A 20,621-nucleotide genomic window follows, 5' to 3' on the forward strand; every position below is an offset into this window, starting at 1 on the left:
GTATTTCTGGGTTTTAAAATAGCTTCTTCGTTATATACGCAAAATTCCGTATAAAAGTTGCTAAAGTCGGTAAGTTTAAGAAGATTTTAATGTTTTGTTTAGCGGTTATAATAAATTTATTTCCTCATTTACGTTTAGTTTAAAACGCTTTCTAAATAAATACACCCCAAGATATAAGAATGGTGTGTCTAACAACGCGACTAAAACTTTGAAAATAAATCCGCTAATGAGTAGTCCTGCGAAGTTATCCCAATCTATAATTCCGAATGTGCAAAGTAAGGACACAATAGTAAAGGTGTCTATAAATTGAGAAAACCATGTCGAGAAATTATTACGCAACCACAGGTGTTTGCCTTTGGTTAATCGTTTCCAAAAATGATAGATTTGTATATCAACAAACTGAGCAAATAAGTATGTAATCATACTCGCGAAAACAGCAAGCGACGTGTTTCCAAAGACTTTGTTAAACATGGTGTCATCAACATACGACCAATTTGTAGCAGGTACGCTAGATGCTATATAGATAATTAATAATGAGAATAGTGAAGCGAAAATACCAACCACCACAATGTCGTTAGCACGTTTTTTGCCATAAATCTCACTAATTAAATCTGTAATTAGAAATGTAATGGGATAAGGTAAGATGCCAACAGAAATCTCAAATAATTTTGATCCAAAAATTTCAGCTTCAAAAGGCTGCCAATAAAAGAACTTTTGAAATATTAAATTTGAAACGACTAGTGACGTGATAAAAAGTCCACCAAGTAAGAAGTAAATACGCTGGGCTAAAAGCTTGTCTTTTAATGACATTGAAAATGGTTAATAAATAGTTTTGGTAAAGGTAAAGTTATAAAATTTGTTTTAGTTATTTTGTTGCTTCTATGAAACCAACCAAAACCATTCATATAGCTTTAGGGAGTAACAAAGGCAATAAATTGCAGTATTTGCAATCTGCAGTTAACGCTGTTTTTGAGCGCGTTGGTGCTATAAAAAAGATTTCTAATGTTTATAAAACACCAGCTTTTGGTTTTGAAGGTGACGATTTTTTTAATGCGTGTATAACGGTTGAAACGGAATTGAAATCTAAGCGAGTTCTTAAAGAGCTTCAGGCTATTGAAATAGAGTTAGGGCGAAAATCTAAAGCAACCAAAGGTTATGAGTCTAGAGAGATAGATTTAGATATTCTGTTTTTTGAAGATGAAATTATTGAAGAAAAAACCTTAGTCATTCCGCATCCGCAAATACAAAATCGTAAGTTTGTTTTACAACCTCTTATGGATATTGCAAAAGATATTAAGCATCCAAAGCTCCATAAATCTATAGAAGGGTTGTTGTCTGAATGTCATGATGATTCTGAAATAGAACATGTCAATATTTGGCTTAAGAACCCAAGAAAAGCATATACTTTTAACGATTACAATTACATCGCTATTGAAGGTAACATTGGAGCAGGAAAAACAAGTTTGGCAAATAAGATTTCTAAGGATTTTAATGCTAAGTTGATTTTAGAGCGTTTTGCCGATAATCCGTTTTTACCAAAATTCTACAAAGAGCCAGAGCGTTATGCTTTTACTTTAGAAATGTCATTTTTAGCAGATCGTTATCAGCAAATTAGTGACGATTTATCGCAACTCGATTTGTTTAAAGATTTTATGGTCAGCGATTACGACGTCTACAAATCTCTAATCTTCTCAAAAATAACATTACCTGAAGACGAGTTTAGATTGTACCGAAAACTGTTCTACCAAGTTTATAAGGATATTGCGAAACCAGACTTGTATATTTATCTCTATCAAAATACAGAGCGTTTACAAGCCAACATAAAGAAAAGAGGACGTAATTACGAAAAAGAGATCAAAGACGATTATCTCGAAAAAATAAACGCTGGTTATCTTGAATTTTTAAAAAGTCAGCAAGACATGCATGTTAAGATTATTGATATTTCGGATCGCGACTTTGTAAAGTCTCGTGCCGATTATCTATGGTTGTTGGGTGAGATTAATGAGTCTTCAGTGAGCAGTGAGCAGTGAGCAATGAGCAGTAAGCAGTGTTCAGTGTTCAGTAGGCAGTCGCAGAATTTTAATCTCAGTCTCTGTTTTCAGTAGATTGAAGTTTTATTTGATAACATTAAACATTCTTTTCGAAATAAATTGAAATAGTTACGATAAATCCCCTGTGAATCTCTGCGTCTTCTTTGTGGAACTTCGTGGCATAATTTTAAAAAGCAGCGTAACAATTTTTCCTTTGTTGTCATCTAAAAAGATTTCGGATAATTTTTGTTCTTCAACAATTTTCAAATTGAAAGGCGCTTCCAATACATCAACACCACTATTTTTTTTGATTCTGATCCCTTGTCCAGAAATAATGTCTTTATTAGGTACAAACTCTCCAAGAGGTAGATGTTCGGTAAGAATCACAAATTTATAATTGGATAATTTTTCAACCACGTTTTGGATTTCAGCATTAGATAAATGTTGTAACACCTGTCTCAGAATAACAACATCTGCTTTGGGAAGTTCGTCTTTCACAATATCTAAACACTGAAAATCTAAATGGTCTTCTTTAAATAAGGCTTTATTTCGTTCAATAAGATTGTCAACAATATCTACAGCAATATAGTTTTTAGTGTGTTTGGTGAGTTGTTTTCCGATATTGAAATCACCACAGCCCAAATCACAAACCGTCAGTGGATTGTTCTGCGATTTTAAAAACCGAGTAATACTATTAATATAAGGTTCAACAATTTTAATGTTATGAGAACCATCACCAGAGTAAAAATCAAATTCTTTTCCACCCCAAAGATGCATGTCATAGACTTGTTGCATAGCGTCTTTTGTGGGCCATGGTGTTTTTCCGCTCTTTTTCATTGTTTGTCATTCCTGCGTAGGCAGGAATCTGTAAGTATTAGTTTAAAGTGGATTCCTGCTTGAGCAGGAATGACAGTGATGTTATATTCTAAGATTTTAATTTCGAAAACACATCCCAAACCACAACACCACAACTTACAGAAATATTTAAGGAGTGCTTAGTGCCATATTGCGGAATTTCAATCACAACATCACTTGCATCAACTACGTTTTGGTCAACACCTTTAACTTCGTTACCAAAAACAAAGGCATATTTTTTATTAGGTTCAGGTTTAAAATCATTGAGCATGGTTGCGTTTTCTGCTTGTTCAATAGAACAGATGTTTACATTTTTAGATTTTAATTTTTCAACAACATCTAAAGTGTGTTCTGCATATTCCCAATCTACGGTTTCAGTGCTTCCTAAGGCTGTTTTTCTAATGTCGTTATGTGGAGGCTGAGCAGTAATGCCGCAGAGATAAATTTTCTCGATTAAGAACGCATCGCTTGTTCTAAATACAGAACCAATATTGTTGAGACTTCTAATATTATCTAGGATAATAATGATAGGCGTCTTTTTAGCATCTTTAAATTCTGAAACTTCTAATCGGTCTAATTCTTCGTTTTTTAGTTTTCGTTTCAACTGTACTTATTTTTTAATTAAATTTTGATACACCCCTAAAGTCCCCCTCAAGGGGACAGTCTCACTGTTGCGGTTAAAAAAAATCTGAAAGATATTTTTAACAATTGTCCCCTTGAGGGGGACTTTAGGGGTGTTTTTTTGTTTTGTGAGACCTGATAGGTCTAGAATATAATTATCAACATCTGTAAATAACTTCTAGTTCTTCGGTTTCAATAAACCTCAAAATATAAGTAATTTAGCAAACTTGCAATTCTGAACATATTCAAGGCAAAAATAGAACTTAAAACTAGATTCCCATTGGCAAAATCCGCAAAAAAAGTAACACCGTTAATGAAGCAATATAATGCCATCAAGGTTAAATATCCTGATGCACTATTATTATTTCGAGTTGGTGATTTTTACGAAACCTTTGGTAGCGATGCTATAAAAGCGTCTAAAATTTTAGATATCATTTTAACCAAGCGTGGTGCTGGTAGTGAAAGTGAAATTGAATTAGCAGGTTTTCCGCATCATTCATTAAATACGTATTTACCAAAATTGGTAAAGGCAGGTGAGCGTGTTGCCATTTGTGATCAGTTAGAAGATCCGAAACAGACTAAAACCATTGTAAAACGTGGAGTTACAGAATTGGTAACGCCAGGAGTAGCTTTTAATGATGATATTCTACATTCAAAATCGAATAATTTTTTAGCAGCGGTATATTTTGAAAAGCAACGTATTGGTGTGGCATTTTTAGATATTTCAACAGGCGAGTTTTTAACGTCTCAAGGCAATGCGGAATATATTGACAAGCTCCTTCAGAATTTTAATCCAAGTGAAGTCCTAATTTCAAAACAAAGTAGAAAAGTGTTTTCGGAAACCTTCGGAAATGATTTTCATACCTTTTATTTAGAAGATTGGGTGTTTCAAGCCGATTATGCACATGAGACATTAACTAAGCATTTCAACACGAAGACATTAAAAGGTTTTGGAATTGAAGATTTGTATGAAGGGATTATCGCTTCAGGAGTCGTGCTTCACTATTTAGGAGAAACACGTCATAATAAGTTAGAGCATATTGCTACGATTTCGAGAATTGCAACGGATGATTATGTGTGGATGGATAAATTCACCATTCGTAATTTAGAATTGTATAATTCTACGAATGTCAATGCCGTTACATTGATTAATGTTATTGATAAGACTATTTCGGCAATGGGAGGTCGAATGTTAAAACGTTGGTTAGCATTGCCTTTAAAGCATGCTGAGAAAATAAAGCAACGCCACGAAGTGGTGAAATATTTGTTAGAAAATGACGCTGTTTTGAATAAGGTTCAAGGGCAGATAAAACAAATAGGGGATATTGAACGTCTTATTTCAAAAATAGCAACGACTAAGGTGAGTCCTCGTGAAGTGATTCAACTTAAAAACTCTTTAGAAGCTATTGTGCCTATAAAGTCGGTTGCTGAAACGTGCGAAAATGAAGCATTAAAGGTATTAGGAGATAATTTACATCGCTGTGATTTATTGCGAGATAAAATAAAGGAAACTCTAAATGAAGAGGCGCCAGTCAATATTTTAAAAGGAAGTTCAATTGCTTCAGGTTTTTCAGAAGAGTTAGATGAACTAAGAGGTTTATCGCAATCTGGAAAGACCTATTTAGATAATATGTTGAAGCGCGAAAGTGAGCGCACTGGCATCACATCTCTAAAAATAGCTTCAAACAATGTTTTTGGTTATTATATTGAAGTCCGAAATTCGCATAAAGATAAAGTCCCAGAAGAATGGATTCGTAAGCAAACCTTAGTGAATGCTGAACGCTATATTACTGAAGAACTTAAAGAGTACGAAGCAAAAATTTTAGGAGCTGAAGAGCGCATCTTGGCTATTGAGCAGAAGTTATTTGCTGATTTAGTGACTTGGATGCATCAGTTTATTATTTCGGTGCAACAAAATGCACAACTAATTGGGCAGTTAGATTGTTTATGTGGTTTTGCAAGTTTAGCTAAGTCTAATAAATATGTATATCCACAAATCGATGATAGCTACGATTTAGAAATAAAAGATGGTCGTCATCCTGTAATTGAAAAGCAATTACCATTAGGAGAACCTTATATTGCTAATGATTTGTTTCTAGATAGAGAGTCTCAACAAATCATTATGATTACGGGACCAAACATGTCTGGTAAGTCGGCTATTTTAAGACAAACAGCATTAATTGTGTTGTTAGCTCAAATAGGAAGTTTTGTGCCCGCAGGTGAAGCGCGAATAGGATTAGTAGATAAGATTTTTACGAGAGTAGGAGCAAGTGATAATATTTCGATGGGAGAATCTACCTTTATGGTAGAGATGAATGAAACGGCTTCTATTCTAAATAATATTTCTGACCGTAGTTTGGTGCTTTTAGATGAAATAGGAAGAGGAACGAGTACTTATGACGGTATTTCTATTGCTTGGGCTATTAGTGAATACTTACACGAGCATCCTTCTAAGCCTAAAACACTTTTTGCAACGCATTACCACGAGTTAAATGAAATGACCGAGACCTTTGGTCGTATTAAAAATTTCAATGTTGCTGTAAAGGAATTAAAAGATAATGTGCTTTTTGTTAGAAAGCTTGTTGAAGGAGGAAGTGAACATAGTTTTGGAATTCATGTGGCAAAAATGGCAGGAATGCCTCAACAAGTCATTAGACGCGCAAATAAAATTTTATCTAAATTAGAGAAATCACATTCAAGTGAAGAGCTCACGGATAAGGTGAAAAGTATTAAAGACGATTTGCAATTAAGCTTTTTTAATCTCGATGATCCTCTATTAGTGGAGATTAAGGATGAGATTTTGCATACAGATATTGATACGTTAACACCTGTTGAAGCCTTGATGAAACTCAATGAAATTAAGAGAATGTTGCTGAAGAATAAGCAAGTGTAAAAAAAAATAAAAAATTTTCAAAAAAGGCTTTGGATTTAGAATTTAAATTCTAAATTTGCATCCGCTTTGAAAGCGAAAACGTTCATTAAAATTGCGAAAGTAGCTCAGGGGTAGAGCATCACCTTGCCAAGGTGGAGGTCGTGGGTTCAAATCCCATCTTTCGCTCTGATTATATAAAATACCAAGTTGATTACAGTCTGTAATCAAGATGCTGAAGTGGTGGAATTGGTAGACACGTTGGACTTAAAATCCAATGTCCATTAGGACGTACGGGTTCAAGTCCCGTCTTCAGTACAGATGAAAAGCCGAAAACGAAAGTTTTCGGCTTTTTTGGTTTTAAAAAGTTCGCTAATGTTGGTATTAAGGTGCTTTTTTCTGCATGTTGAAACTGGGATTCGGAGAAGCTAAATCCAGTTAGAAATATAAAAGCCTTTATCTCCCGATAAAGGCTTTTAACATTTTTAAAAATAGAGCTTATTCAATAAAGATCACCTTTTCATCCACATCTATATGGTCATTGTACCTAAAAGGACGTTTAGTGCCTGCGCCATCAACAATAACTAACGGAAGTAATGTCTTGTTTTTGCTAAACTGAGATTTAACCCACTGACGAGTTCCTGTTTTTTTTGTAATTATAATTTCAACTTCTTTATAGTTTGAATCTTGTATTTTTTGTATCCACGGCTGTAAATCCACTTTACTTGAAAATAAGGTAGAAGCTGACACAGAACTCAAAAGGTTGATGCTTCCACCTTCTCCATTATTTGGAGAAATAACTACAAATTTTTCGGGTATAAAAAAGACGTCATTAACGAATTGAGATGCCAATAAATTAATTTCATTGTTGACCGTTAAGGCTATAAAGGTTCTGAAATCTTTAACAGCGGCTTCGTTTAGTGTCGATTCTTCTAAAATGTTACCATGTATACATTCAAATCCTTTACTTTTTGCATTTTCACAAATACCTTTGTTCGCATCTATAAAAACCACCTTGTTTGATTCCGATAAATGCTTTCCTAATAATAAAGCAACTGGGTTTGCTCCTAGAATAACGTGTCCTTGTCTTGAGAATTGTTTTACCAATTCACCTCGTTTTTTTAACCAATTTGTTGTCCAAGTAAGTAGAATAGGAACGGAAAGCGTAGTTAAAATAGCCATAAATACAAGTATGGAAAATATTTCTTGGGTGATAATACCTTTCTGTAGACCAATACCCGCAATAACAATTTCTACAGCGCCACGTCCGTTCATTCCGGTTCCAACAGCTAATCCTTCTCGCCAACCATTTCCACTAGGTAAATAAAACAAAACCGTACCAAGTATCTTTCCAATAAAGGCGACACCAACAATTAATAGTAGAAGTTCTAAATCTGTTTTAAAAACATCTAAGGTGACATGAAAACCTGCCGTTACAAAAAAGATAGGAGCCATAAAACCGATAGAGACATCATGAAAGACTCGTGTAATGTCTTTGGTTATTTTTTCATGAAAAACACCATCTTTTATAAATACACCAGCAATAAAGGCCCCTAAAATACCGTGTAGTCCTACGAGTTCTGCTAATTCAGAAAGTCCAAAAACAATAAGCAGTAGTAATGTAAAATAAGTTGTTCGGTTCTCTATGTTTCGGCTTGCCATCCATTTTCCAATTCTTGGAAGTATGTAGAGTCCGAAACCAGTAGCAAATAAAAAAAACACTATAATTTTACCGGCAATGAGTAGAATCTCAGACATATTTACGGCGCCTACATCAATAAAACTAGATAGTCCAGCAAAAATGATTAAGGCCAAGGTGTCAGATATTAAAGCTCCTGCCATTAAAACATAAGCAATTCGTGTATCTAATAAACCTAAGTCAACTAGAATACGACTTTTGGTAGCCAATGACGTAACTCCAACCGCAATACCTACAAACAGGCCTGCCATACTAGTGCCGCCAGTAAGGGTGACGACGTAATACCCCAAGGCAAACGGCACAACAAAACCTCCAATTGCAGCAAGAAGTCCTGCCCAAGAGGCTTTACCTAAGTCTTTAAAGTTGATTTCCATTCCTATGTAAGCCATGAGGAGAATAACGCCAGCTTCGGATATAATAACTAAAGTGCTTGAGGTTTCTACAAGGCCTAATAACGAAGGGCCAATAATAACACCTATTAATAGCTCTCCTAAGATTGCAGGGTATCCTATGCGTTTAGTTAACGCACCAGCTCCCCAAGCAGCGAGCAGTACAATGAATAAGTTTAAAATGTCAAATCCTTCCATAAAATTCTGAGTTTATTGTGAATGAAATTTCTTAAATATCGGATTTTTTTTTCAGAATCTTTAATGAAGACCTAATTTTAAGAGTCGTATTTTGAAATATTAATAGGCTTTAATATTTAATGATTTCACTGTTAAAGAGCATATATACCTTAGTAGAAATAGAAAAAGTAATAAGTCTATAATGTTCTTATTAGTCTTTTGTTTTGCTCTTAGGAATAATGTTAAAACGTAATTATGGTCTTGTGTTTTTATCGTAAACGTGAATTGTATGGCTAGATTATTAGTTGAATTATAACCATACAAATTTGCTAATTGGCACTACATATATTGCTTCATCCGTTTATTTAATTATATTAGAGCCTTAACATATATGAATTTAGTTTTTTATAAACTAGATATAACTTCTTTAGAGTTTAGGCGAAATGAATTTAATTAAAAGTGTTTTCTACGTTGTATTAGTTGTCATTATTTCCGTAACTAGTTATGCCCAAGAAATTCCACCTATTCAAATATTTACACCTCAAGATTATGGTGCCGAAGATCAAAATTGGGCAATAGACCAATCGGAAAACAACTATATATATGTTGCCAATAATGAAGGCCTTTTAGAATACAATGGTGCTTCTTGGACGCTTTACAATTCGCCTAATACAGGTATCTTAAGATCAGTGAAAGTTGTAGGAGATAAAATATATACAGGAGGCTATATGGATTTTGGGTATTGGACCAAAAATAAGCAAGGTCGATTGTTGTATACCTCTTTAACTGATAACCAAAAAATATCAATAAAGGAAGATGAAGACTTTTGGGGCATTATTGATCTTGAAGGTTATGTGTTATTTCAGTCTTTTGAAAGAATTCATATCTATAATATTGCAGAAAATAGTTTCGATATAATAGGTTCTGATGCCAGAATCAATAAAATGTTTAAAGTAGAAGAGACTATTTATTTTCAGAAAACAGAAAAAGGTGTTTTTAGGATTGAAAATGGGGAACAAACCTTAGTTATTTCAACTACGGCTATTGAGAATAATGAAATTGTTAATATGTTCCCTTTAAACTCTGGCTTGTTACTACAAACAAAAGAACAAGGTTTTTATGAATTTAGTAATGGCGAAATTAAACCGGTGGAGCAACATCCAGAAAGTGTATTGCCTAATTTAACTATTTATTGTAGTTTAAGGCTTAACGACGGTAGTTTTCTCTTGGGGACTATTGGTAATGGTCTTGTTCATGTGGATATAAATGGTAAAGAGTTATTGAAAATTAATCAATCTGATGGATTGAGTAATAATACTATTTTATCTATTAAGAATGATAACTATGGAAATATTTGGTTGGGTTTAGATAATGGTATAAACATTATTAACTTTAATTCACCTTATAAGATATACGTAGATAATGAAGGGGTTTTAGGAACCGTTTATACAGCAGCAAAAACAGACGAATATTTGTATCTAGGTACCAATCAAGGCTTGTTTTATAAGCGTATAGGTACAAATGAAAAATTTAGTTTTATTGAAGGTACAAAAGGGCAGGTGTGGAGTTTGGCTAGTGTGCAAGGGGATTTGTTTTGTGGTCATGACAAAGGGACATTTTTAATTAATAAAACTATTGCGAAAGAAATTTCTAGTGAGATAGGGACGTGGTCAGTAAAAGAGATGGAAGGTTATCCTAATCTATTAATTCAAGGTAATTATAAGGGTTTAAATATCTTAGAGAAAGTTGATGGTACTTGGAGGTATAGAAATAAAATAGAGGGATTTGATATCTCTTCAAGATATTTTGAATTGATCAATTCTCATGAGTTATTGGTAAGTCATGAGTATAAAGGAGTATATAAGATTAAGATTGATAAGGATTTTCAAAAAATAATAGGCTATAAAAAGATATCTGTTGATAAGGGTATTAAGTCTAGTATTGAAAGTTATAACAACAAAATTCTCTATAGTACTAAAGAGGCGGTTTTTGATTATGATGTTAAAAATGAGTCCTTTAAAAAAGATTCAGCTTTAAGTAAGTTGATTAGTGGTGATAATTATGTGTCAGGTAAGCTCATTAGTGATATTGCAGGGAACAAGCTTTGGGCATTTTCAAATGATGCGATAATTTATATTGAGCCAGGTAAGTTATCTATAGAGCCAAAAGTTAATATTATTCCTATTTCTAGTGAGTTGCGTAAAAGTAAAACAGCTTATGAAAACATACTTGATTTATCAAACAACAATTATTTATTTGGAACAACCGAAGGGTTTCTCATTGTTGATTTAAACAAAATAGAGAATGAGGCCTTAGATATCAACTTAAATAGTGTTAACTATGGTGAGGATCCTAATGAGTTGTTGCCATTAGATTTAGTTGGATCTTCTACTGTCTTTAAAAATAAAATAAACAATATTAAGTTTAATTACAGTGTCACAAATTACAATAAGCTTTCCTCTTCTAAATATCAATATAGGTTGATTGGGATTTATGATAATTGGAGTAGTTGGTCTAGTAGTTCAGACGTGTTTTTTAAAAATTTGCAGCACGGTGATTATACTTTTGAAGCACGGGCAATGACAGATAGAATTGTTTCAGATAACATGCTATCTTATACCTTTACAATTGAAAAGCCGTGGTACCTAAAACCAGTGGCTATTATTTCTTATGTTGTTTTTGCGTTACTTTTCATTTATGTCTTGTATTATTTTAACAGGAAACATTATAAAAAACAACAACAAACACTTATTGAGAAGAAGGAAAGACAATTGAAGATGGAGCAATTAGAAAGCCAGCGTCAATTAATTCAGTTTAAAAATAAAAATTTACAACAAGATATTGATAATAAAAACAGGGAGCTTGGTATGGCAACTATGAATGTTGTTAAGCGAAATGAGTTATTAAATAATATCAAAACAGAGCTGTCAAATAGCAAATCACTTACAGAGGTAAATAAGGTCGTTAAACTTATAAATTCTAGTATCAATGATACAAATGACTGGGAATTGTTTGAGGAAGCTTTTAATAATGTAGATAAGGACTTTATGAAGAAAATAAAATCACTTCATCCATCTATAACTCCAAATGATTTAAGGCTATGTGCTTATTTGAGATTAAACCTTTCTTCTAAGGAAATCGCACCACTTCTTAATATCTCTCATAAAAGTGTAGAAGTAAGGCGCTATCGTTTGCGTAAAAAAATGGGCTTAGAACACGAGCAGAGCTTGTCTAACTATATAATTGAATTATAGCACCCATACATCCTGTTTTTTCACCTATACATTACCTATACAAAACGTTTTTTTAAGGCTTTATTAACTAGTATTGGGCAATATGTTAAGTTAAAGTTAATTCCGAGAATTACATAAAATAAAGGGTTGTTCAATGATGTTTTAGTAAAATTTGGTATTTTATTTTGCATTGTATGTTTTTTGTATAGCCTGTTTCTAAGAAATCATAATTTATATTTTCTAATATTACATATCTAATAAATAAATTATGAAAATAAAACTTTTGACGCTCATTTCCTTCATCTTTACAATGGCAGTGTTTGGGCAAAATGTAGATGTTACTGGTACAGTTGCTGAGGCTTCTTCAGGACAACCTTTACCAGGTGTTAATGTAATCCTTAAAAATACCGCAACAGGGACGGCAACAGATTTTGATGGTAACTTTACTCTAAAAGGTGTACCATTAAATTCAGTAGTGGTTATTTCCTATATAGGTTTTGTCAGTCAAGAGGTTACTATTGTAAATAGTGAACCCTTAAATATTTTGCTAGCGGAAGATGCAGAATCTTTAAGTGAGGTTGTTGTGATTGGTTATGGTACTCAAAAGGTTACTAATGTATCTGGAGCCATTTCTACCGTGAAATCTGAATCTATTGAGAAATTAAAACCGTTAAGAGTAGAAGAAGCACTTCAAGGTAACGCATCTGGTGTTTCGGTTATTCAAAGTGGTTCTCCAGGTAGTAAGCCAACGGTATTAGTACGTGGTATTCCTTCGTTTACAGGAACAGATCCTGTTGTTATTATTGATGGTGTACCTCAGAGTTTAGATGATTTAAATTCTATCAATTCTGCTGATATACAATCGTTAAGTATTTTAAAAGATGCTGCATCAACTGCTATTTACGGTGTAAAGGGTGGTAATGGTGTTATTGTCGTAACCACTAAAGGGGGTAGAAATAATGAAAAAGCAGAATTTTCATTTAATACGTACACCGGTTTTCAATCGGTTGATAGAAAAATTGGTCTATTAAACGCTTCGGAATATGCTGCAATGATTAATGAAGGTAGCGCAACATCAGGAGGTGGTATCATATTTCCAAATCTTTCAACTTTAGGTGCAGGAACAGATTGGCAAGATGAAGTCTTTAAGGATGCTAAAGTAACGTCTTATACGCTTTCTGCTAGAGGTGGTACAGAAAAAATAGGGTATTTTTTATCTACAGGGTATTTAAGCCAAGGTGGTATTGTAGGTGGCGATGATAAATCTAATTTTAATAGATTAAATTTTACGGCTAACGTAGATTTTCAATTAACGTCTAAATTGAAATTTATCCTTAATACTAGTTATGCTAATATTAAAGGTAAATCTATTGCTGAGAATTCATTTAACTCAATTTTAGGTAATGCTATAAATTTTGATCCAACGGTATCTCCTTATAATACGGATCCAAATGATTTTGCGACTTACGGATATAGTAATTTACAATTGTCAGAAATATTTAATCCTGTTCAGAGGTTAGAGAATACTTACAATGAAAATAACGGAAATAAGTTATATGGTAAATTCGAACTACAATATGATGTTTTAGATAATCTTAAAGTTACCTCTCGTTTCGGTTATACCAAATGGGATCAAGTAAGTAAAAGCTTTTCTCCTTTAGCGTATTACGGACCAAATAATGTCTCTAGTGATTACAATATTGATGGATCTGTTAAAATGGAAGATGTTCTTGACGATGATGGTAATATTTTAGCAACAATTCCTTCATTTCATAACAGTGTATCAGAAAGTACCGTATCTAATTTTAATTACACCTTTGAAACATTTGCGAGTTATAATTTCAACTTGCAAGAGAAACATAATTTCGATGTTGTTTTAGGTATCTCTACAAGTAAATCTACTGGCTATGGCTTTGGTGCTTCAAGACAAGATGTTAGAGATAATTCTTGGGCTTGGGCAGATGTTAATAATGGTGCTACAGGTGTAAATACACAATTTAACTTAAGTGCTTATACTGGCTATAGCTATCACAATTTAGAGCGAAGAAATCTATCCTATTTTAGTAGAGTTAACTACGATTATGAAGGTAGATATTTAGCATCATTCTCTGCAAGACGAGATGGCTCAATCGCTTTTGGTGATGATAATAAATTTGCAAACTTTTTTGCTGGATCTCTAGGTTGGGTAATTAGCAATGAAGATTTTTTCGATGTTGATGCTATTGATTTCTTAAAGATTAGAGGAAGTTACGGTACGGTTGGTAACGAAAATGTAGATCCTCAGTATGTAAGTATCACCGTGGGTGGTCCAAGTTATAATTCTACCGCTAACAGTAATGGTTATACGTTTGGTAATGAATTTGTGTCAGGAGCCACTGTAAACTCGTTTAGTAACCCAACGTTAAGCTGGGAGGAACAAACGCAATATAACATTGGATTTGATGCCAACCTTTTTGATAGTAGCTTGTCTCTAACGGTCGATTATTTTAATAAATCTGTTGAAGGCTTATTATTTACTGAGGCACCGCCACTTTATGCTGGTACATCAGAACCTGTAACATCTAATATCGGTAGTACAGAAAGTAAAGGTATTGACTTAACATTGGGTTACAGAAAAAATATTACTCAAGATCTTAATTTTAATACATCATTCACGTTTACAACGTCTAAAAACGAAGTGACGGCTACAAATAGCGATGGTACTGCATTTGAACCAGGTGGTTCTTATTTTAATGGTCAGTCTCATGATGCAACACGTTTTGAAAAAGGCTTTACACCAGGTTATTTTTACGGTTATGAAACTGATGGCTTATTCCAAAATCAAGATGAAATTAATGCACATGCAACACAAGTTGGTGCGTTACCAGGAGATATTCGTTATGTAGATACTAATGGAGATGGAGTTATTGATGATGATGATAAAACGGATATTGGAGATCCTTTTCCAACGTTTACTATCGGTTGGAACTTAGGTTTTGAATACAAAAATTTCGATCTAAGTATGTTTACATATGCATCTGTAGGGAATGATATATTTAGAGCTTATGAGCGTAATGCACAGTTCACTAATAAAGATAGAAGTATTTTAAATCGATGGACGGGTGAAGGAACAACCAATGATGCTAACAGTCCACGTTACACATTTGCTGATACCAATAGTAATATTAGACCATCAGATAGATATGTGGAAGATGGAAGTTTTATAAAAATTAAAAGTTTGATTTTAGGGTATACGTTACCAGAAAGTATGAGTACATTCTTTAGTAAAGTACGTGTATATGCTCAGGCTAAAAACTTATTAACGCTTACAGAATATACAGGTTACGATCCAGAAATTGCTGGTGGTATTTTAGATACAGGTATAGATAGAGGTGCTTATCCACAAGCGAGAACATTTTTAGTTGGTTTAGACCTTAAATTTTAACATCCAAAAATAAATTAGTATGAAAAATATAAAAAATAGTATTGGGTTAGTCATCATACTTTCAATCTTTATGGGTTGTTCAGATGTGGTTGATTTTGATCCGCATGACGAGTTTGAAGTAACAGAAGTTGATTATTTACAAACAGAATCAGATTACCAAACCATGGCAGTAAGCTGTTATACACCTACGCAATGGTTAAACCAAGTTATAGTTCTTGGAGATGTTGCTTCAGATAATGCCGTAGCAGGTGGTGAAAACGCTTCTGATGTGATATCACTTCAACAAGTAGATGATTATAACATATTGCCTAATAACAGTACGCTTCAAGATTTATGGCTATCTGCTTATGAAGGTGTTAATAGAACAAATTACTTAATAGATTATAGAGATGTTAACCTTTTGGGTAATACTATAGACTTTGCCGGTAAAGATGCACTTTATGGAGAGATTCACTTCTTAAGAGCTTTTTATTATTTTAATTTAGTGAAAATGTTCGGTGATGTCGTATTATTTACAGATAATAAATTAGGGATTACTGATTTTGGAACCTTACAACGATCACCTAAAGCTGAGGTATATGCTCAAATCGAAGCAGATTTAATTCAGGCCATTAGTGATTTACCAACAGCGCAAGGACAACAAGGTAGAATTACAAAATATGCTGCTCAAGCTTTATTAGGAAAAGTGTATTTATATCAAGAAAAATTTGATGAGGCAGTCCCTGTTCTACAAAGTGTGGTAGATGGTCCTTTTAGTTTGGTAACTAATTTTGAAAATATCTTTTTAGTATCAGGTGAGAATGGTTCAGAATCAGTTTACGAAGTTCAATACTCTAATGGTCAACCTTATTATAATTGGGATGGGACAACAAGAGGTCAAGGAAACTATGCTGTACAGCAATGTGGAGTTAGAGGGTTTAACGGAACAGCAGCTATGCCGTTCAATTCAGGTTGGAGTACCAACTTACCAACGCAAGATTTAGCAGCAGCCTACGAAGTAGGTGATCAAAGAAAAGACGCTACAACGTTTGATGTAGAAGCTTATGCAAATAACAATCCTAGCTTAGAAGTAACATACCAAGTAGCACCTTTTAAAAATACAGGTTTGTATAACAAAAAGTATTTACCAAGAAAAGGAGAAACAACTCCACAGGTGGAATTAAATTACGAAAACAATCAACGTACTATCCGTTATTCAGAAGTATTGTTAATGGCAGCAGAAGCAAACTTAAGAGCGTCGTCAGTTAACCAAGCATTGGCACAAACCTATTTAGATAGAGTACGTGATAGAGCTTTCGGAGACCAAGATCATAGAGTTACAGCGACGGTTCAAGCCATATGGGATGAAAGACGTTTAGAGCTTGGTATGGAAGGCGATCGTTTTTTCGATTTAGTTAGAACAGGACAAGCAACTAGTGTTTTAGGTAGTAGAGGTTATAATTCGGCAACAAAAGGACTTTTTCCAATTCCTCAGAGAGAAATAGAGATTTCTGGTTTGTCTCAAAATGATGGATATTAAAAAAATAATAATATGAAAACAGTAAAATATATATTTAGTTTATGTCTTATAGTACTTCTAATTAATAGTTGTGTTAAGGATGATAGCAATACAGATTTTGTGGATTCAGCGGTCGCTCCGACTAATGTCTTAGCTTTATTTACAGTCTCACAAGATAATACAGGTTCAGTTACTATTACACCAACAGCAGAAGGAGCCGTAGGATTTAATATCTTTTATGGTGATGGCACAGTAGAGCCTGCTAACTTAGCACAAGGTGAAAACACAAGCCATACTTATACAGAAGGTACTTATAGTGTAATTGTTGTGGCAGTAGGACCAACAGGCTTAGAAACTGAAATTACTCAAGATTTGGTAGTGTCGTTTAATCCACCTGAAAATATGGTAGCCACTGCAGAAAATGATGCAGCAGTATCTAAACAAGTAAACGTTACGGCGTCTGCAGATAACGCTATAAGTTTTTCAGTAGATTACGGAGATGGTAGTGAGTTAGTTGTAGGAAATATTGGAGAATCTGTTTCTCATATTTATGCTAGTCCTGGTGTATACACTATTACAGTAGTTGCGATGGGTGCAGCTATTGAGACTGCTGAAGTTGTAATTACGGACTTTGAAGTCACTGAAATAGTACAACCATTACAATCAGCACCAGCACAGCCTTCAAGATCAGAGGGAGATGTGGTTTCTGTTTTTAGTGGTGCTTATACAGATATTACTGGAGTTGATTTCTTTCCAAATTGGGGACAAGAAACAACTTATAATCTATTCGATTTAAGCGGTGATGAGATGCTTCAATATGCAAACTTGAATTATCAAGGTATAGATTTTTCAGGAACACCAATCGATGTGTCACAAATGGAGTATTTACATGTTGATGTATGGACAGCAGATGAGAACAACGCTAAATTATCACCTATAAGTACAGGTCCCAACGAAGCCGCTTACGATTTAGATTTAACAGCGCAACAATGGACATCTTTTGATATTCCTTTATCTTATTTTACAGATCAAAATCCATTAGTAGATTTAAGCAGTATTATTCAGTTTAAGTTTGATGGTGATCCTGCAGAGGGTACAATTTTTGTAGATAATTTATATTTCTGGAAAGCGCCTAGTGGAGGACCAACAGGAATTGTTGGTACATGGAAACTATCTTCAGCAGCAGGATCTCTTGGCGTAGGACCAGCAGTTGGTGATAACTCTTGGTGGAATTGTGATGCAGGTTGTGTATCGGACAGAGCTTGTTTCTATGATGATGAATATATCTTCAATGCAGATGGATCTTTTAGTAATGTTTTAGGTTCTGAAACTTGGGTTGAGACTTGGCAAGGTGGTGGAAATGCATGTGGTACTCCTACAGCACCACACGATGGTTCTAATCCAGCAACATATGTATACGATGCGAGTGCAGGAACAGTTACTTTAAATGGTCTTGGAGCCTTTTTAGCAGTCCCAAAAGCAATTAATGGTAGTGAAATTGCGGATATCGCTGATACTCCAACGTCTATTACATACAACGTAACATTATCTAATTTTGATACTGAAATGTCTGTTTATATTGAAGTAGGACCAGATATTTTTTGGCAATATGAATTTGTAAAAGATGGTGCAACAGTGACTTCACCTCTAACAGGAACATGGCAATTATCAACCGATGCCGGTTCGCTTGGTGTTGGTCCAGCACCAGGAGATAATTCTTGGTGGAATTGTGATGCGGTTTGTGTAGGTGATAGAGCTTGTTATTACGACGATCAATATGTTTTTGGGGCAGATGGTTCTTTTTCTAATGTATTAGGATCTGAAACTTGGGTAGAACCTTGGCAAGGTGGCGGTGATGCATGTGGTACACCAGTTGCCCCTCACGACGGTTCATCAGTAGCAACTTATGATCTAGATTTAGGAGCAGGTACGCTAACTTTAAACGGTGTTGGAGCTTATATTGGTTTAGCAAAAGCAGTAAATAATACAGAGCTAACGGATCCTCTCGACGCACCAGAGTCTATAGTTTATGATATCACTATTATAGATAGCAATACTATTAACGTAATGGTTGATGTAGGTGATAGTGTATTTTGGCAATATAAACTTGTGAAAATTTAATAAAAGAAAAACATGAATAACATGAAAAATTTAAAATATGTAATGCTTTTTTTCCTATCACTTACGTTAATGGTAAGTTGTGAAGAAGAAAACTACGAATTTGGAGAAATAACTTCTCCTTCCAACTTACAAGTTTCGGCAGAAATAGTGGGACTAGATGCCGAGAACCCTTATGGGGATGGAACTGGTATAGTTAATTTTACTGCAACGGCAGATAATGCAATTACTTTTAAGTATTCTAAGGTTGGAAGTCAAGTGCTTGCTCCTTTAGGGGTAGCATCTCTTGATTTTACAACACAGGGTGTACATACTTATACTGTAACGGTTGTAGCAATTGGTACTGCTGGTAATTCAACGTCTAAAACTATTGATGTAGAGGTGTTTGCAGATTATTCTCCTCCTGCAGATTTAACAGAGATGTTATATGGCGATGGTTCTAAAACGTGGCGAGTTAAAGCTGAAACTGCAGGTCACTTAGGTGTTGGTCCAGCGGATGCTGTAACGCCAGATTGGTGGGCTGCTCCTCCTTTTGACAAGGTTGGTTTAGGAGTCTATGATGATAGAATAGTATTTAACTCAGACGGAACCGTTAATTATATTACTAATGATACTGCTTTTGGACAAAGTGGACCTATGGATCAAGATTTTGGAACACCGTGGACAGCAAATCCAGGTGGAGAATATGAAAGTTACCCATTACCTAATTTTGATGATACTTGGACGTTAACAGCTCCTGGTGGGCAAGAAACATTGTCTTTTGGAGATAAAGGGTATTTAGGCTTTTATGTTGGTGGTAATCATAGCTATCAAATTTTAGAAAGATCAGCTACAGAAATGATGCTAAAAATTATTGGTGGTGATACCAACGCATGGTTTGTAATATTAACTTCTGAAGAGGAAGCTGGTGATGATTATGCATTAGTTTGGGCTGACGAATTTGATACAAACGGAGCACCTGATCCAGCAAATTGGACTTACGATTTAGGTACTGGTGCTAGTGGTTGGGGAAATCAAGAGCTTCAAAACTATACAGATAATGCTGAAAATGTAATAATAGAAGATGGTTTCTTAAAAATTACTGCAAAAGCGACTGGAAATGGTGGCTATACATCTGCACGAATTAAATCTGAAGGCCTTCAGGAATTTACGTATGGTAAAGTAGAAATTAGAGCAAAATTACCTTCTGCTCAAGGAACTTGGCCAGCACTCTGGATGTTAGGCGCTAACAATGCGACTGTAGGATGGCCAGCTTGTGGAGAAATGGATATTATGGAGCAAGTAGGATGGGATAAAAGTAGAACTTTAGGAACGTTCCATTGGTTTGATAACGGAACCAATGCAAATGCTAGCTATGGTGAATCTTTGGATGTTGCGGATACAGCTACTGAATTCCATATTTATGGTATAGAATGGAATGAAGCTTCAATAAAAATTACTGTTGACGATGTGCCTGTAGTAACCTTAACTAATAATCCTGATTTCCCTTTTAACGCAGACTTCTTTTTTATAATGAATGTCGCAATGGGTGGGACTTTAGGAGGAGATATTGATCCTGCATTTACAGAAGATACAATGGAAGTTGATTATATAAGAGTATATCAATAATAAAGAATAAATATTTGTTTGAATTAGTTGTTTTAAAAGGTCGAGCTAATGGTTCGACCTTTTAAAAATTTTATTAAACGATCAATTTTACTAGTAGGAT

11 protein-coding genes and 2 tRNA genes are annotated in these 20,621 nt (G+C 34.4%); 9 read left to right on the forward strand and 4 right to left on the reverse strand.

Annotation, left to right across the window (positions count from 1 at the left end):
* Positions 1–105 precede the first annotated feature (105 nt).
* On the reverse strand, positions 106–810 hold the full coding sequence (locus DFQ09_RS15950) for a queuosine precursor transporter (protein ID WP_115812118.1): 705 nt from the start codon (positions 808–810) through the stop codon (positions 106–108).
* 71 nt (positions 811–881) lie between these two features.
* On the opposite strand from DFQ09_RS15950, the gene folK reads away from it, so the two are divergent.
* Entirely contained in the window at positions 882–2,030 is a 1,149-nt protein-coding gene (folK, locus tag DFQ09_RS15955; RefSeq protein ID WP_115812120.1) for a 2-amino-4-hydroxy-6-hydroxymethyldihydropteridine diphosphokinase, read from the forward strand.
* Between the two features lie 129 nt (positions 2,031–2,159).
* Here the strand turns inward: folK and DFQ09_RS15960 are convergent, their stop codons facing one another.
* Both DFQ09_RS15960 and DFQ09_RS15965 read right to left on the reverse strand, forming a co-directional pair.
* A complete protein-coding gene (locus DFQ09_RS15960) occupies positions 2,160–2,867 on the reverse strand; it encodes a class I SAM-dependent methyltransferase (protein WP_115812122.1) in 708 nt (235 codons plus the stop codon).
* Positions 2,868–2,955: 88 nt separating this feature from the next.
* Positions 2,956–3,489, reverse strand: a complete 534-nt coding sequence (locus tag DFQ09_RS15965; protein ID WP_115812124.1) for an RNA methyltransferase — start codon at positions 3,487–3,489, stop codon at positions 2,956–2,958.
* Positions 3,490–3,786: 297 nt separating this feature from the next.
* Here DFQ09_RS15965 and mutS point away from each other — a divergent pair, with 297 nt between their 5' ends.
* The 3 genes from mutS to DFQ09_RS15980 all read left to right on the forward strand — a co-directional run bounded on the left by mutS (position 3,787) and on the right by DFQ09_RS15980 (position 6,693).
* Positions 3,787–6,399: a DNA mismatch repair protein MutS gene (gene mutS, locus DFQ09_RS15970; protein ID WP_115812126.1), complete on the forward strand. Its 2,613-nt coding sequence runs from the start codon at positions 3,787–3,789 to the stop codon at positions 6,397–6,399.
* A 93-nt stretch (positions 6,400–6,492) separates the two neighbouring features.
* Positions 6,493–6,564 (forward strand) — tRNA-Gly (locus DFQ09_RS15975).
* 45 nt (positions 6,565–6,609) lie between these two features.
* A tRNA-Leu gene (locus DFQ09_RS15980) sits at positions 6,610–6,693 on the forward strand.
* 180 nt (positions 6,694–6,873) lie between these two features.
* On the opposite strand, the gene DFQ09_RS15985 is transcribed toward DFQ09_RS15980, so the two are convergent.
* A complete protein-coding gene (locus DFQ09_RS15985) occupies positions 6,874–8,661 on the reverse strand; it encodes a cation:proton antiporter (protein WP_115812128.1) in 1,788 nt (595 codons plus the stop codon).
* Between the two features lie 422 nt (positions 8,662–9,083).
* Between DFQ09_RS15985 and DFQ09_RS15990 the strand changes: the two genes are divergently transcribed.
* The 5 genes from DFQ09_RS15990 (at position 9,084) to DFQ09_RS16010 (ending at position 20,521) form a co-directional block, all read left to right on the forward strand.
* A complete protein-coding gene (locus DFQ09_RS15990; RefSeq protein ID WP_115812130.1) occupies positions 9,084–11,894 on the forward strand; it encodes a helix-turn-helix and ligand-binding sensor domain-containing protein in 2,811 nt (936 codons plus the stop codon).
* A gap of 247 nt (positions 11,895–12,141) precedes the next feature.
* Positions 12,142–15,297, forward strand: a complete 3,156-nt coding sequence (locus DFQ09_RS15995) for a SusC/RagA family TonB-linked outer membrane protein (RefSeq protein WP_115812132.1) — start codon at positions 12,142–12,144, stop codon at positions 15,295–15,297.
* A gap of 19 nt (positions 15,298–15,316) precedes the next feature.
* Positions 15,317–16,816: a RagB/SusD family nutrient uptake outer membrane protein gene (locus DFQ09_RS16000; protein ID WP_115812134.1), complete on the forward strand. Its 1,500-nt coding sequence runs from the start codon at positions 15,317–15,319 to the stop codon at positions 16,814–16,816.
* 12 nt (positions 16,817–16,828) lie between these two features.
* Entirely contained in the window at positions 16,829–18,916 is a 2,088-nt protein-coding gene (locus tag DFQ09_RS16005; protein WP_115812136.1) for a PKD domain-containing protein, read from the forward strand.
* Between the two features lie 21 nt (positions 18,917–18,937).
* Positions 18,938–20,521, forward strand: coding sequence for a glycoside hydrolase family 16 protein (locus tag DFQ09_RS16010; RefSeq protein ID WP_115812417.1), 1,584 nt, complete (start codon positions 18,938–18,940; stop codon positions 20,519–20,521).
* Positions 20,522–20,621: the final 100 nt, after the last annotated feature.

The organism is Winogradskyella pacifica (assembly GCF_003386275.1).
GTDB classification, from domain to species: domain Bacteria; phylum Bacteroidota; class Bacteroidia; order Flavobacteriales; family Flavobacteriaceae; genus Winogradskyella; species Winogradskyella pacifica.

What these genes read in the sequence shown, in the direction of transcription:
- DFQ09_RS15950 (WP_115812118.1), bottom strand. Translation starts at nt 810, where the DNA reads ATGTCATTAAAAGACAAGCTTTTAGCCCAGCGTATTTACTTCTTACTT.
- folK (WP_115812120.1), top strand. Translation starts at nt 882, where the DNA reads ATGAAACCAACCAAAACCATTCATATAGCTTTAGGGAGTAACAAAGGC.
- DFQ09_RS15960 (WP_115812122.1), bottom strand. Translation starts at nt 2,867, where the DNA reads ATGAAAAAGAGCGGAAAAACACCATGGCCCACAAAAGACGCTATGCAA.
- DFQ09_RS15985 (WP_115812128.1), bottom strand. Translation starts at nt 8,661, where the DNA reads ATGGAAGGATTTGACATTTTAAACTTATTCATTGTACTGCTCGCTGCT.
- DFQ09_RS15990 (WP_115812130.1), top strand. Translation starts at nt 9,084, where the DNA reads ATGAATTTAATTAAAAGTGTTTTCTACGTTGTATTAGTTGTCATTATT.
- DFQ09_RS15995 (WP_115812132.1), top strand. Translation starts at nt 12,142, where the DNA reads ATGAAAATAAAACTTTTGACGCTCATTTCCTTCATCTTTACAATGGCA.
- DFQ09_RS16000 (WP_115812134.1), top strand. Translation starts at nt 15,317, where the DNA reads ATGAAAAATATAAAAAATAGTATTGGGTTAGTCATCATACTTTCAATC.
- DFQ09_RS16005 (WP_115812136.1), top strand. Translation starts at nt 16,829, where the DNA reads ATGAAAACAGTAAAATATATATTTAGTTTATGTCTTATAGTACTTCTA.
- DFQ09_RS16010 (WP_115812417.1), top strand. Translation starts at nt 18,938, where the DNA reads ATGAAAAATTTAAAATATGTAATGCTTTTTTTCCTATCACTTACGTTA.